14 protein-coding genes are annotated in these 13,821 nt (G+C 61.4%); 9 read left to right on the forward strand and 5 right to left on the reverse strand.

The annotated features are described in order from the left end of the window. Window positions 1-57 precede the first annotated feature (57 nt). Window positions 58-306: a DUF1127 domain-containing protein gene (locus BUB69_RS22250; protein WP_073170579.1), complete on the forward strand. Its 249-nt coding sequence runs from the start codon at window positions 58-60 to the stop codon at window positions 304-306. Window positions 307-313: 7 nt separating this feature from the next. Here the strand turns inward: BUB69_RS22250 and BUB69_RS22255 are convergent, their stop codons facing one another. Further along, window positions 314-1,627: an NAD(P)/FAD-dependent oxidoreductase gene (locus BUB69_RS22255; RefSeq protein ID WP_073170583.1), complete on the reverse strand. Its 1,314-nt coding sequence runs from the start codon at window positions 1,625-1,627 to the stop codon at window positions 314-316. Between the two features lie 106 nt (window positions 1,628-1,733). Here BUB69_RS22255 and BUB69_RS22260 point away from each other — a divergent pair, with 106 nt between their 5' ends. Further along, entirely contained in the window at window positions 1,734-2,087 is a 354-nt protein-coding gene (locus BUB69_RS22260; protein WP_024687422.1) for a YkgJ family cysteine cluster protein, read from the forward strand. Window positions 2,088-2,095: 8 nt separating this feature from the next. Here the strand turns inward: BUB69_RS22260 and dadR are convergent, their stop codons facing one another. Continuing rightward, window positions 2,096-2,584, reverse strand: coding sequence for a transcriptional regulator DadR (gene dadR / locus BUB69_RS22265; protein ID WP_004887134.1), 489 nt, complete (start codon window positions 2,582-2,584; stop codon window positions 2,096-2,098). A 157-nt stretch (window positions 2,585-2,741) separates the two neighbouring features. Between dadR and dadA the strand changes: the two genes are divergently transcribed. From dadA to BUB69_RS22295, 6 genes are all read left to right on the forward strand, one after another. After that, window positions 2,742-4,043, forward strand: coding sequence for a D-amino acid dehydrogenase (gene dadA / locus BUB69_RS22270; protein ID WP_073170586.1), 1,302 nt, complete (start codon window positions 2,742-2,744; stop codon window positions 4,041-4,043). Beyond that, window positions 4,015-4,368 (forward strand): RidA family protein, encoded by a 354-nt coding sequence (locus tag BUB69_RS22275; RefSeq protein WP_024687424.1) that lies wholly within the window; start codon window positions 4,015-4,017, stop codon window positions 4,366-4,368. The genes dadA and BUB69_RS22275 overlap by 29 nt, the downstream gene beginning before the upstream one ends. A gap of 73 nt (window positions 4,369-4,441) precedes the next feature. Continuing rightward, window positions 4,442-5,515, forward strand: a complete 1,074-nt coding sequence (alr, locus tag BUB69_RS22280) for an alanine racemase (protein WP_073170589.1) — start codon at window positions 4,442-4,444, stop codon at window positions 5,513-5,515. A 123-nt stretch (window positions 5,516-5,638) separates the two neighbouring features. Continuing rightward, window positions 5,639-6,187, forward strand: coding sequence for a cupin domain-containing protein (locus BUB69_RS22285; protein WP_073170592.1), 549 nt, complete (start codon window positions 5,639-5,641; stop codon window positions 6,185-6,187). A gap of 173 nt (window positions 6,188-6,360) precedes the next feature. Beyond that, complete coding sequence (locus BUB69_RS22290; protein WP_073170653.1) at window positions 6,361-6,783, forward strand: c-type cytochrome; 423 nt, start codon at window positions 6,361-6,363, stop codon at window positions 6,781-6,783. Window positions 6,784-6,987: 204 nt separating this feature from the next. Next, window positions 6,988-8,910: an acetyl-CoA hydrolase/transferase C-terminal domain-containing protein gene (locus BUB69_RS22295; RefSeq protein WP_073170595.1), complete on the forward strand. Its 1,923-nt coding sequence runs from the start codon at window positions 6,988-6,990 to the stop codon at window positions 8,908-8,910. Window positions 8,911-9,242: 332 nt separating this feature from the next. On the opposite strand, the gene BUB69_RS22300 is transcribed toward BUB69_RS22295, so the two are convergent. From BUB69_RS22300 to BUB69_RS22310, 3 genes are read right to left on the reverse strand one after another with little or no spacing between them, the layout of a single operon-like run. Beyond that, on the reverse strand, window positions 9,243-10,061 hold the full coding sequence (locus tag BUB69_RS22300) for a sulfite exporter TauE/SafE family protein (protein ID WP_073170599.1): 819 nt from the start codon (window positions 10,059-10,061) through the stop codon (window positions 9,243-9,245). After that, on the reverse strand, window positions 10,054-11,307 hold the full coding sequence (locus BUB69_RS22305; RefSeq protein ID WP_073170602.1) for an NAD(P)/FAD-dependent oxidoreductase: 1,254 nt from the start codon (window positions 11,305-11,307) through the stop codon (window positions 10,054-10,056). The genes BUB69_RS22300 and BUB69_RS22305 overlap by 8 nt, the downstream gene beginning before the upstream one ends. 27 nt (window positions 11,308-11,334) lie before the next feature. Further along, entirely contained in the window at window positions 11,335-12,219 is an 885-nt protein-coding gene (locus tag BUB69_RS22310; RefSeq protein ID WP_073170605.1) for an MBL fold metallo-hydrolase, read from the reverse strand. 281 nt (window positions 12,220-12,500) lie between these two features. Between BUB69_RS22310 and BUB69_RS22315 the strand changes: the two genes are divergently transcribed. Continuing rightward, the gene (locus tag BUB69_RS22315) at window positions 12,501-13,820 is read left to right on the forward strand and encodes a sigma-54 interaction domain-containing protein (RefSeq protein ID WP_073170609.1); all 1,320 of its coding nucleotides are present in this window, start codon (window positions 12,501-12,503) and stop codon (window positions 13,818-13,820) included. Window position 13,821 lies beyond the last annotated feature (1 nt).

Consider the following 13,821-nt stretch of genomic DNA (forward strand, 5'->3'; position numbering starts at 1 on the left):
GGTTTGTGCGTTCGCCTCATCATGGAGCCACACCCACCCGTGATAGAGGAATCAGAAATGAACGGGTTAAGCGACGTACGATTGATGCTTCACAGTCAGGAACTGGATAACACGCTCTCGACTGCGATCAAGGCCGTTCACGCAGATCAATCTGAAGCGCCGGCAGGCATGGGTCGCTGGGCACGCTATCGCCATCGCTGGACGACCCGTCGCACCCTGTTGCAGATGACCGACGACGAACTGCGCGATGTGGGCCTCGATGCATGGCAGGCCAGGGCCGAAGCGATGAAGCCGTTCTGGAGGTAGCAGGTCTTCAGCGCAGCTCTTTCAGTCGGTGCCAGAGCATGCCCAACGCCAGCAGTGGCGAGCGCAGGTGCTTACCGCCCGGAAAGGTCATGTGCGGAACCCTGGCGAACAGTTCGAAGCCATCGCTGTGCTGTCCGGCGATGGCTTCGGCCAGCAGACGGCCAGCCAGGTGCGTGGCGTTTACGCCGTGGCCGGAATAGGCCTGTGCATAGAACACGTTGGGTTGGTCCTTGAGCCGACCGATCTGCGGCAGGCGGTTGGCACCGATGCCGATCATGCCGCCCCACTGATAATCGATCCTCACGCTGGCCAGTTGCGGGAATACGTCCAGCATCTTGGGTCGCATGTAGGCAGCGATGTCCTGCGGGTCGCGGCCCGAGTAATGACAGGCACCGCCGAACAACAGGCGGCGGTCGGCCGACAGTCGATAGTAATCCACCGTCACACGCTGGTCGCACACCGCCATGTCCTGCGGCAGCAGTTCATTGGCTTGCGCCGGGCTCAAGGGTTCGGTCGCAATGATGTAGCTGCCTGCGGGCAATACCTTGCCGCTGATCGCCGGGTTCAGGTCTTTCAGGTACGCATTGCAGCCCAGCACCAGCGTGCTCGCCAGGACGCAACCCTGGGCGGTGTGCACCTTGACCTGCGGACCGTAGTCGATGCGCGTTACGTCGGAATGTTCGAACAGTTGCACGCCCAGCGATTTCGCAACCGCCGCTTCGCCCAGTGCCAGGTTCAGGGGGTGCAGATGCCCGGAGCCCATGTCGATCAGCCCACCCACATACCGATCCGAACCGACCACGCTGCGCATCTGGTCGGGCTGCACCAGCTTCAGCTCGTGGCGATAACCCAGGCTGCGCAACTCGTCGGCATCTTCAGCCAGGTGGGTCAGGTCACGCGGCTTGTTGGCCAGGTCGCAATAACCCCATTTCAGCGCGCAATCGATACTGTGCTTTTCGACCCGCCGACGCACGATTTCAACGGCCTCGATGCCCATCAGCTTGAGCTGGCGTACACCGTCGCTGCCGATGACATTGGCGAACCGCTCAACGCCATGACCCACGCCGCGAATCAACTGACCGCCATTACGTCCGCTGGCGCCCCAGCCGATCTTGCGCGCTTCCAGCAATGCCACGCTCAGGCCGCGCTCGGCCAGTTCGATCGCGGTGTTGAGCCCTGAAAACCCGCCGCCCACCACGCACACATCGACCTTCACTTCGCCTCGCAGCGCCGGATGATCCGGTTGTGGATGGCTGCTGGCGGCATAGTAGGAAGCGGTGTGGGCGTCTGGCTGGGCGGGATTCTGAACGCGGGCGTTCATGGACATGTCCTGTTGGCGGCGCTGGAAAGTCTCTGGAGGATAAGCTGCTGTCATGAGCCTGCCAACTGAGGCAAAATCCCTGCATTGTGTCCGGGTGATCGTTTCAATGAGCTGTAACCTTCAGAAAGTCCGCGAGTTACGCCGCCAGATTCCCTCGTTCGAGTGTGTGCCCGGCTGCCATGACTGCTGCGGCCCGGTGACCACGTCATCCGAGGAAATGGCCCGCCTCCCGCGCAAGACCGCTGCGGAGCAGGACGCGGCCCTGAACGAGCTGAACTGCGTACACCTCGGGCCTCAGGGGTGCACGGTGTACGACGAGCGCCCGCTGATCTGCCGCCTGTTCGGCACCACGCAAACCCTGCCGTGCCCCAACGGCCGACGCCCCGTCGAGCTGATTCACCCTCGCGTCGAGAAGCAGGTGCACGACTACATTGCCTCGACCCGGCAAGTGCTGGTGTAGCGCACGGCTCAGTCGGCAATCGGCAGGTTCAGGCTCTCTTTCACTTCTTCCATCACGATATAGCTCTTGGACTCGCGCACGTGCGGCAGTTTGAGCAGGATGTCGCCGAGCAGCTTGCGGTACGACGCCATCTCCGAAATACGCGCCTTCACCAGGTAGTCGAAGTCGCCCGACACCAGGTGGCATTCCAGCACGTGCGGCAGTTTCAATACCGCGCGGCGGAACTCCTCAAAGGTGTCGCCGGACTTGTAATCCAGGCTGATCTCGACGAACACCAGCAGGCTGGCCTTGAGGCTTTGCGGGTTAAGCCGGGCGTTGTAACCCATGATGATGCCTTCACGCTCAAGCCTTCTGACCCGCTCAGTGCAGGGCGTGGTCGACAGGCCGACCCGCTCGCCCAGTTCGGTGAACGAAATTCGTCCATCCGCCTGCAGGATCCGCAGGATATTGCGATCAATCTTGTCCAGCTCACGTTTTGACTGGTGTTGCGTGCGCACGGTTGATATCCCCTCTGTGAAAGCGTTCTTTGCCGTGGATTAACACCGAATATAGGCATTTATACAGTTAAAAGCACTGCTCGATGCTCAATATACTGGCCACATCCTTGCTTAAAACTTCAAAACGTCAGCGGATATCCGCGATGAGGTCGTCAACATGCGCGTTCTGGTCCTTGGTAGCGGTGTGATTGGTATAACCAGTGCCTATTATCTGGCGCGGTCAGGTTTTCAGGTCACAGTGGTAGACCGTCAACCCGCACCTGCCATGGAAACCAGCTTCGCCAACGCAGGTCAGGTGTCACCCGGCTATGCCTCGCCCTGGGCTGCGCCGGGCGTGCCGCTCAAGGCCATGAAGTGGCTGCTGCAGCGCCACGCTCCGCTGGCCATCAAGGCCACCGCCGATATCGATCAGTACCTGTGGATGGCGCAAATGCTGCGCAACTGCACGGCCAGTCGCTATGCCGTGAACAAGGAGCGCATGGTGCGGCTGTCCGAATACAGCCGTGACTGCCTCGACGAACTGCGTCTGGAAACCGGTATCGCCTATGAAGGTCGCAGCCTGGGCACCACCCAGTTGTTCCGCACTCAGGCACAACTGGATAACGCTGCCAAGGACATCGCCGTGCTCGAACAGTCCGGCGTGCCGTATGAGCTGCTTGATCGCGAAGGTATCGCCCGTGTCGAACCTGCATTGGCAGGCGTGACCGGAATCCTCAGTGGTGCCTTGCGCCTGCCCAACGACCAGACCGGCGATTGCCAGTTGTTCACCACGCGCCTGGCCGAAATGGCCGAGAAGCTGGGCGTGGAGTTCCGTTACGGACAAAGCATCGAACGGCTGGACTTCGCAGGCGACCGCGTTAACGGTGTGTGGATCGACGGCAAGCTGGAAACCGCTGACCGCTACGTGCTGGCGCTGGGCAGCTACTCGCCCAAATTGCTCAAGCCGTTGGGCATCAAGGCCCCGGTCTATCCGCTCAAAGGCTATTCGCTGACCATTCCGATCACCAACCCGGCCATGGCACCGACATCGACCATTCTCGACGAGACCTACAAGGTCGCGATCACCCGTTTCGATAACCGCATCCGCGTCGGCGGCATGGCCGAGATTGCAGGCTTCGACCTGTCGCTCAACCCGCGCCGACGCGAAACACTGGAGATGATCGTCGGTGACCTCTATCCTCAGGGCGGTGATCTGACCCGGGCCGATTTCTGGACCGGGCTGCGTCCCACCACGCCGGATGGCACGCCGATCGTGGGTGCCACGCCTATGCGCAACCTGTTCCTCAACACCGGCCACGGTACGCTGGGTTGGACAATGGCGTGCGGTTCCGGCCGCTTGCTGGCTGATCTCATGGCCCGCAAGACACCCCAGATCAGTGCCGAAGGCCTTGATATCTCTCGCTATGGCAGTACCCAGGAGAACGCAAAGCATGTCAATCCAGCGCCAGCTCACCAATGAGCGCATGAGTCAGATCGTCGTCCACAACGGCACCGTCTATTTGTCGGGCCAGGTGGGAGATGATATGGCCGCCGGTGTCGAGAAGCAGACCCAGGAAACGCTGGACAGTATCGAGCGACTGCTCGACCTGGCAGGTACCGACAAGACTCGCATTCTGTCGGTCACGATTTACCTCAAGGATATCGACGCGCATTTTGCCGGTATGAACAGTGTGTGGGACAAGTGGCTGCCAAAAGGCGTTGCACCTGCTCGCGCAACCGTTGAAGCCAAGCTGTGCGAACCGGAAATCCTGGTCGAGCTGTCGGTGGTCGCCGCACTGCCATAACGTTTTTTTCTGGCCCGGCGACGCACCCTCGGCGTCGGGCTTTTTTATCACCTGCTCAGGCAATACCCTCCCCATGCGTCCAGCCCGCGCTCTTATCGATCTTCAAGCCTTGCGTCATAACTACCAGTTGGCCCGCGAAAGCACTGGCGCCAAGGCGCTTGCCGTCCTTAAGGCCGACGCCTATGGGCACGGTGCAGTGCGCGCAGCCCAGGCGCTGGAAGCCATGGCAGACGGATTTGCGGTGGCGTGCATCGAAGAAGCGCTGGAATTGCGTGCGGCGGGTATCACTTCGCCCATCTTGTTGCTGGAAGGTTTTTTCGAAGCCGACGAACTGGCGCTGATCGTCCAGCACGACCTGTGGATGGTGGTGCATTCGATGTGGCAACTGGAGGCGTTGGAGCAGGCCCGTCTCGGCCAGCCCGTTACCGTCTGGCTCAAGCTCGACACCGGCATGCACCGTGTGGGCCTGCATCCCTCGGAGTACCGCACGGCGTACCAGCGTCTGCTGGCGACCGGCAAGGTGGCGAGGATCGTGCTGATGAGTCACTTCGCGCGGGCCGATGAACTGAACAGCCCGGCCAGTGCTGACCAGGTCGCGGTTTTTGAAGCCGCCCGTCAGGGTCTTACCGCCGAAACCAGCCTGAAAAACTCCCCGGCCGTGCTGGGCTGGCCGACGATCCAGAGCGACTGGGTACGGCCTGGCATCATGCTGTACGGCGCCACGCCGTTCAGTGAGTCACAGGGATTGGCTGACCGCCTGCAGCCGGTCATGACGCTGGAGTCGAAAATCATCAGCGTGCGCGAGCTGGCCGCCGGTGAGCCTGTCGGTTATGGCGCGGCCTTTGTCACAGACCGTCCGTCACGCATCGGCGTCGTGGCAATGGGCTACGCCGACGGTTATCCACGTCAGGCACCCACCGGAACGCCGGTGTTCATCGACGGGCGGCCTTCCAGGCTGGTCGGGCGGGTGTCCATGGACATGCTCGGAGTGGACCTGACCGACTTGCCTCAGGCCGGTCTTGGCAGCCATGTCGAACTCTGGGGCAAGCACGTGCTAGCCAGTGATGTGGCCGCCCACGCGGGCACAATTCCGTACCAGATATTCTGTAACCTGCGCCGTGTGCCTCGGGTTTATTCCGAAAGCTGAGGCTCTACATCGTCACCTGTACCCCTGCGTTCCGGTCGCCGGTCGAGTGTTGTAAATATTGAACGCTGTGCCATCATGGCGCTCATAACGACTTGACCTGACTAAATCTGGGGGAATACCGCATTGGACGTGGGTGAACGACTGCAATCGATCCGCAAGCTCAAGGGCCTGTCCCAACGTGAACTCGCCAAGCGGGCAGGTGTGACCAACAGCACCATTTCCATGATCGAGAAAAACAGCGTCAGCCCTTCGATCAGCTCCCTGCGCAAGGTGCTGGGCGGGATACCCATGTCGATGGTCGAATTCTTCTCCGAAGAAATCGAACCCGAGAATCCGACTCAGGTGGTTTACAAAGCCAGTGAACTGATTGATATCTCGGACGGTGCCGTGACCATGAAACTGGTCGGCAAGTCGCACCAGGGCCGTGCCATCGCCTTCCTGACCGAGACCTATCCGCCCGGTGCCGATACCGGTGAGGAAATGCTGGTCCACGAAGGCGAAGAAACCGGCATTGTCGTCGAAGGGCGTCTGGAACTGGTGGTCGGGCTGGACACCTACTTGCTCGAAGCGGGCGACAGTTACTATTTCGAAAGCACGCGTCCGCATCGCTTTCGTAATCCGTTCGACGCCCCGGCGCGGCTAATCAGCGCAGCCACCCCCGCCAACTTCTGATGTAACTGTCCCGCAGCCCTTGTTTTCAGGGGTGATGACTGACCTTTGTGTTCGTCGCTCAAATGGCTTTCCGACTGCAGGCGCGTTCCGAGCGTGCCTGCCGCCCGCTATACTTTTGCGGCCTGCCAGCCCATTTGCGCAGGCGTGACCCAGTCACCTTGAGGGTGTTGAGCGTGAACCTGACAAACAAGCTTCTGGCCGTCGCTGCGGCGCTGGCATTCTGGGTCTTCAACGCTCAGGCGGCGAGCAATGAAGAGATCTCCAGGCGTCTGGAGCCGGTCGGGCAGGTCTGTGTTCAAGGCAAGGCATGTCCTGGCGTCCAGGTTGTGGGTTCTGCCGGAGGCGGTGGTGCCCGATCGGCGGATGATGTGATTGCCAAGCACTGCACCGTCTGCCACAGCGGCGTCATGCCCAATGCGCCGAAGATCGGTGATACCGCAGCCTGGACTGATCGTGCCCAGAAAGAAGGCGGCCTCGACGGGCTGCTGGCCAAGGCCATTACCGGCATCAACGCCATGCCGCCCAAAGGCACGTGCGGCGATTGTTCTGATGAAGACCTCAAAGGCGCGATTCAGAAGATGTCGGGGTTGAAGTGATCCTGCGGGTGCTTGATCGTGCCCATGCCCCCGGCTCATCGGTCAAGACAGGTGTCACAGCAGATACCTGATTGTGGGAGGCGGCTCAAGACGTGTGTATAACGACGAGCGCAGAGCAGGGGAACGATCAAATCACACGCCGCGCAGCACTTTCCCGCCCGTACCTGTCCAAGCTGCATCCAATAACACATCAGGAGAGCTCGGATGCCGCAGTCCTGTTCCATTGAGCAAGCCGTCGATTACGTTCTTTCGCAGCTACCCGAGCATATTCACCTCGGCATGCCGCTGGGTCTGGGCAAGCCGAATCGATTCGTCAACGCCTTGTATCAGCGGATCAGCGAGTTGCCTGAGCGCAAACTGACCATCTACACCGCGTTGACCCTGGGGCGTCCGACACCGGGGGAAGGCTTGCAGGCGCGCTTTCTCGAGCCGTTTCTGGAGCGCACGTTCGGTGACTACCCCGAGCTCGATTTTTTCGCCGCGCTGCGCCGCGACAACCTGCCGGCCAACATCCGCGTTCAGCAGTTCTTTATGCAGCCAGGCAGTCTGCTCAACAGCGAGTCCGCCCAGCAAGACTACGTCAGCAGCAACTACAGCCACGCCGCCCGTGACATCAACGCCAGCGGTCTGAACCTTGTCGCGCAGCTCGTGGCCCGTGACGAACAGCGGCCGGGCAAGCTCAGCCTGAGCTGTAACCCTGATGTGACGCTCGACCTGTTGCCCATGATCGCCAAGCGTCGGGCGGCGGGTGAAACCATTTTGATGCTGGGACAGGTGCACGTCGACCTGCCCTACATGCCCGGTGACTCGGAGCTGGATGCCGTAGCCTTCGACCTTCTGCTGGACGAGGAGGAGCACAGCACGCTGTTCTCCACCCCTAACATGCCGGTGGGCTATCAGGATCACTTGATCGGCCTGCATGCCAGCACGCTGGTGCGTGACGGTGGCACCCTGCAGATCGGCATCGGCTCGATGGGCGATGCATTGACCGGCGCGTTGCTGGCCCGTCAGGCAGACAACGAGTCCTGGCGTGCGCTGTTGGCCGAGTTGAACATGAGCAACTGGCAAACGCTGATCGATCGCGAAGGCGGGATGCAGCCTTTTGCGAACGGCCTTTACGGTTGCAGCGAAATGTTCGTCAACGGCCTGCTGGTGCTGGCCGATGCGGGGATCATACGGCGCAAGGTGTATCCCGACGCAGAACGGCAACGGCTGGCCAACATGGGCACTCTGGATGAGGACGTCCATCCCGATGGCGTGGTGGTGCATGGCGGTTTCTTTCTGGGCCCGACCAGTTTCTACGAGCGACTGCGCGAGCTGCCTGTCGAGCGTCTGGCGCAGTTCAACATGACTGCCATCAGCTACATCAACGAGCTGTACGGCAATGAAGAGCTCAAGCGCTTGCAGCGGCGTGATGCACGTTTCATCAACAGCGCCTTCACCGTCACGCTGATGGGGGCGGCGGTGGCCGACCAACTGGAAGATGGACGTGTCCTCAGTGGCGTCGGCGGGCAGTACAACTTCGTGGCTCAGGCCCATGCGCTTGAAGACGCGCGCTCGATTCTGATGCTGCGCAGCTGGCGCGAATCAGGCGGCGAGGTCAGCTCCAATATTGTCTGGGAATATGGTCACGCGACGATTCCCCGGCACCTGCGCGATATCGTCGTGACCGAATACGGGATTGCCGACCTGCGAGGTCAGACCGACGCGACCGTGATCGAGCGGCTGCTGAACATCAGTGACTCACGCTTCCAGGTCGGGCTGATCGAGCAGGCGCAAAAGGCTGGCAAACTGCCGAAAAACTTCAGCCTCGATCCGCGCTTCACCCAGAATACGCCGGAGCGCTTGCAGGACATTGCCTCGCGGCATGCTTCGTTGTTCACCGAGTACCCGCTGGGCTGCGATTTCAGCCCGCAGGAGCGCGATCTGCTCCGGGCGCTGAACTGGCTCAAGGGCAAATTCAAACTCACCGAGATTCTTGAGCTGGGCAAGGCCACGCTTGATGCGCCGGAGCCTGACGCTTACATGGAGCATCTACAGCGTATGCAGCTCGATAAACCGCAGGGGCTACGCGAAGAGCTTTATCAAAGGCTACTGCTGGCCGGATTGCAAAACACCGCCCAATGAAAAAAACTCGTGGGAGGCGGCTTGCCGGCGATAGCACCCAGTCAGTCACTGAAGGGCTGACTGAAAAAACGCATCGCCGACAAGCCGCCTCCCACACGTTTTGTATTCATCCATGAGGCCGTGCATTACGCAGAGCATGGGCAATAGCATCCGGCCCCTTCGCGGACAAGTCCGCTCCCACTAGCTGATAAACCGGTTCTCAATCCGTAGGAGTGGACTTGTCCACGAAGACTGCTTTTCAGGCGCAACACTTGGTGAATGTACTGGCTGATGACCGGTTTTGCCTTTATCCACTAAAGCTGTGCACCACCAACGGAGCATGGGCACGATCATCAGGCCCGTAGCGCTGACAGGGCCAGCATGCAGGCCGCCACTATCCCGCACAGCGCAAACAACTGCTGCAGGCGAGGCCCGGCCAGGTAGCACGAAATCTGCCTGCCGGCCAACAGGCCGACCATCGCTCCCAGTGCGAACGGCAAGCCTACGGTCCAGTGCATGACCCCGCTCAGCGAGGCGGTGATGACGCTGCCGGTCGACACCAGGGCGATCACTGCCAGCGAGGTCGCCATGACGCTTTTTATGTCCAGATCGGTATAACGCGTCAGCGCCGGGATGATCACAAAACCACCGCCCACACCGAGTAAACCGGACAGCAGCCCCGAGCCTATACCGGTCATCGTCAAGGCTCGCAGACAGGGCATGGTCCAGCGCAGGCGGCCTCGCAGTGGATTGATTACGCAGGGCAGCACGTCGGCGCGTGGGGCCGGTGCGCCGTCGCGCAGTTCGCGATGGGCCCTGATCAGCATGCGTACGCAGGCATACAGCAACACGGCGCAAAAGAGCAGGGCCAGCGGAGCGTTGGGCAGGCGATGCGCAAGCCACAGCCCCAGTGGCGCGACCACCACCCCGATACCGGCGATGTAAGCCGCGGCGCGATAGCGCACGATGCCCTGACGCAAACCCAGCACCGCGCCAACGCCTGCCGCCATGCCCACGGCGAGCAGACCGACCGGCGCAGCCTCGACAATCGACAGGCCCAGCCCGAACACCAGCAGCGGCACCGCGAGAATCCCGCCGCCCGCGCCGGTCAACGCCAGCACCGCGCCAATGATGGCGCCCAGGCCTGCGCCCAGCAGTTGATGTTCACCCATGTTCGGCAGCGGCCTTCTTCGGTTTGGCCAGCCACTCGCGGCCCTTGAGCATGCCGTGCCAGTAAAGGGTTGGCAGTACGCGCTCTTTCAGCCACCAGGCCAGGCGGGTCGGTCGTCGTCCGTTGAGCAGCCACTGTGGGAAGCTGGGCGCTACCTTGCCGCCATAGAGGAATTCAGCGAGCACAATTTTGCCTTTCTCGACCGTCAGCGGGCACGAGCCATAACCGTCATAGATGACCGGATCAGTCAGCCGCCCCAAAGCGACCAGCACATTGTGGGCAACCACCGGCGCTTGCTTGCGAGCAGCTGCCGCCGTCTTGGCATTGCTGGTGTTGGTGGCATCGCCCAGACCATGCACATTGGCGAACTGGCGGTGGCGAAGCGTGGCCGGGTCGACGTCCACCCAGCCTGCGGCATCGGCCAGCGGGCTGGTGCGGATAAAGTCCGGGGCGATCTGTGGTGGCACCACGTGCAGCATCTCGAAACCCTGTTCCACCGTTTCACTGCTGCCGTCCGGCCCGGTACGTAAAAAGGTGGCGCGTTTGCCAGGCCCATCGACGGCCACCAGTCTGTGACTGAACCTGAGGTCGATGGCATAGCGCTCGACATACGTCATGAGCGCCGGAACATAGTCCGCCACGCCGAACAGCACGGCACCGGCGTTGAAGAATTGCGTAGTGATCCGACCCTGACGCCCCGCCTTTCGCCAGTGATCGCAGGACAGGTACATCGCCTTTTGCGGCGCTCCGGCGCACTTGATCGGCATCGGTGGCTGGGTGAACAGCGCACGACCCTGTTTCAGGTTCTGGACCAGTTTCCAGGTGTAAGGCGCCAGGTCGTAGCGGTAGTTGGATGTCACGCCGTTGGCGCCCAGTGTCTCGACCAGTCCGTCGATAGCCGCCCAGTCCAGCTTGAGACCGGGGCAGACCACCAGTTGCTGATAACCCAGCGTTCGCCCGTCCTGAAGCGTCACGCTGTTGGCCTGTGGCTCGAAGCTCGCCACGGCGGCCTTGATCCACTGCACGCCCTTGGGAATCAGTGACGCCATGCTGCGTGCAGTCGTTTCAGGCGAGAAGATGCCCGCGCCGACCATCGTCCAGCCCGGCTGGTAATAGTGCGTGTCGGCCGGGTCGACGAGTGTAATGCTCAAGGTCTTGTCGCGGGCCAGGAGACTGGCGGCCGTCGAAAGGCCGGCAGCACCGGCACCGACAATCAGGATCTGGCAGTTGGCAGTGGAGGCATTCATCGCAAGGTTTCCGAAAGCTGACGGGAGTCAAAGGGTGTTGAGCGGGATTTTCAGGTAGCGGACACCGTTGTCTTCCGGCTCTGGAAGTTGGCCACAGCGCATGTTGACCTGCACTGACGGCAGCATGAGCACGGGCATTTCCAGTGTTTCGTCACGGGCTTCGCGCATGCTGACGAACGCGTCTTCACTGATGCCGTCCCGCACATGGATATTGCTGGCGCGTTGCTCGGCGACGGTGGTCATGTACTTCAGCTCCCGGCCGTTGGGCTGGTAGTCGTGGCACATGAACAACAGCGTCCGCGGCGGCAAGGCCAGCAGCTTGCGGATCGAGCGATACAGCGTGCGTGCACTGGCACCGGGGAAGTCGCAGCGGGCGGTGCCGTAATCGGGCATGAACAGCGTATCGCCGACGAACGCGACCGTTTGCCCACCGACCTCGACCAGATAGCTCATGCACGCGGGCGTGTGTCCTGGCGTATGCAGGGCTCTGGCTTGCAGCGTGCCAATGGCAAACGTTGCGCCATCGTCGAGCAAGACGTCGAACTGGCTGCCGTTGCAGGCGAAATCGGCCGGCGCGTTGAACAGCGCAGCGAAGGTTTCCTGGACCTGAGTAATGTGCCGGCCGATCACGGTTTGTCCGTCCAGCTTTTTCTTGAGGTACGCGGCAGCGGACATGTGGTCGGCATGCACGTGAGTTTCCAGAATCCACTGCACCGAGGCCTGCATGGCCCGCACGCGGCCGATCATCCGGTCGGCAGACTCGGTGCGCGTGCGTCCCGATTTGGGGTCATAGTCCAGCACGCTGTCGATGATCGCGCACTGCTTGCTGGCAAGGTCCATCAGCAGATAGCTGACGGTCCAGGTCTGGCTGTCGAACAGCGCCTCGAGGTAAAGCTTGTCATCGATGATCATGTTCGAATCCCTGTGGCTGTAAGTCGCCCGAAACCCGCGCCAGCAGGCAGGGCGGTTGGCAGTCGTTGCGATATAGAGTCAATAAGCATGCCAACGACCGAGGTTCTGGCTCGAACCCTTTCGCATAAAGGCCTTGGGTGTTTGAGCCTGATGAGGAGTCGCCGTTCATACTTATCCGGGCTGTCACGTTCTGGCAGTTGAGTGGCAGTGAATGGCAGTATCTGGCAGTGCAGTGCGCTAAACTGCACAACGCTTTTCATGCCACCCGCACAGGAACTGCCATGTCCCTCATTGCCACCGATTTTTCCGGCAGCCGCATGCAGTCGCTGGTGTCCTACCTTGAGCATGACGAGCGGCCCACCATCGTTCTGGATACCGACTACAACATCATCGCGGCCAACGGTGCCTATCAGCGCCAGTTCGGTGTCGAAGGCGTACCGCATGTGGGCGAGAAGTGTTATCGGGTGTCGCATCAGTACGCCGTGCCTTGTGATCAGGCCGGTGAGCATTGCCCCATGCGCAAGGCACATGAGACCCGGCTGCCGGAACGCCTGTTGCACATCCACCATACTCCGCGCGGCCCTGAGCATGTCGACGTTGAATTGCGCCCGATTCTGGGGGAGCACGGCGAGGTCATCGCCTACGTCGAGCGCTTGAGTTCAGTGGCGGTGGCCTCGGTTCAGCCTCAGCAGCACGGACTGGTGGGTCGATCCGCCGCGTTCAAAGAGGTGCTGAGCGCCTTGCAACGCGCCGCGCCAGCGCAAATCCCGGTGTTGCTGCAAGGTGAGTCCGGAACCGGCAAAGAATTGTTCGCCCGCGCCCTGCATGCCAGCAGCTCGCGATCAGCCGGGCCGCTGGTGGTGGTGGATTGCACCGGGCTGACGGATACGCTGCTGGAGAGTGAGCTGTTCGGCTACGAGAAAGGCGCGTTCACCGGCGCGCTACAACGCAAGATCGGCCTGGCCGAAGCGGCGCACGGCGGCACGTTGTTTCTCGACGAGATCGGCGAAGTGCCACTGGCCATGCAGGTCAAGCTGCTGCGCCTGATCGAGTCTGGCAGTTTTCGGCCGGTGGGCAGCCTGAGAACCGTGCATTCGGATTTCCGTCTGGTCACTGCGACCCACAAGCCGCTCAAGGACATGGTGGCCGAAGGCAGCTTTCGACAGGACCTGTTCTATCGCATCAGCGCATTCCCCATTCGACTGCCCGCACTGCGCGAGCGCACCGATGACTTGCCGCTGTTGATCGACAGCCTGCTGCAACGCAGTTCGCAAGGGGCCGCGCCACGCGTTGATCCCGACGCCATGCAACTGCTGCGGCTCTACAGCTATCCCGGCAACATCCGGGAACTGCGCAATATTCTGGAGCGCGCCCGGTTGTTCACCGATGACGGGGTGATTCGCGTGCGGGACTTGCCTGCCGAAGTGCGTGGGCACAACGAGGCCGGGCGCGTGTTGCCCCGCCGCCAGGACGATGGACTGGAGAAGCTCGCGCACGCGCTCAGCGTATTTCAGGGGTCGCGCAGCGAACTGGCGAAAGAGCTGGGGCTGAGCGAGCGCACCCTGTATCGGCGGTTGCGCACGCTCGGTGTGCTGACGTAAC

The organism is Pseudomonas asturiensis, assembly GCF_900143095.1.
Taxonomy (GTDB): domain Bacteria; phylum Pseudomonadota; class Gammaproteobacteria; order Pseudomonadales; family Pseudomonadaceae; genus Aquipseudomonas; species Aquipseudomonas asturiensis.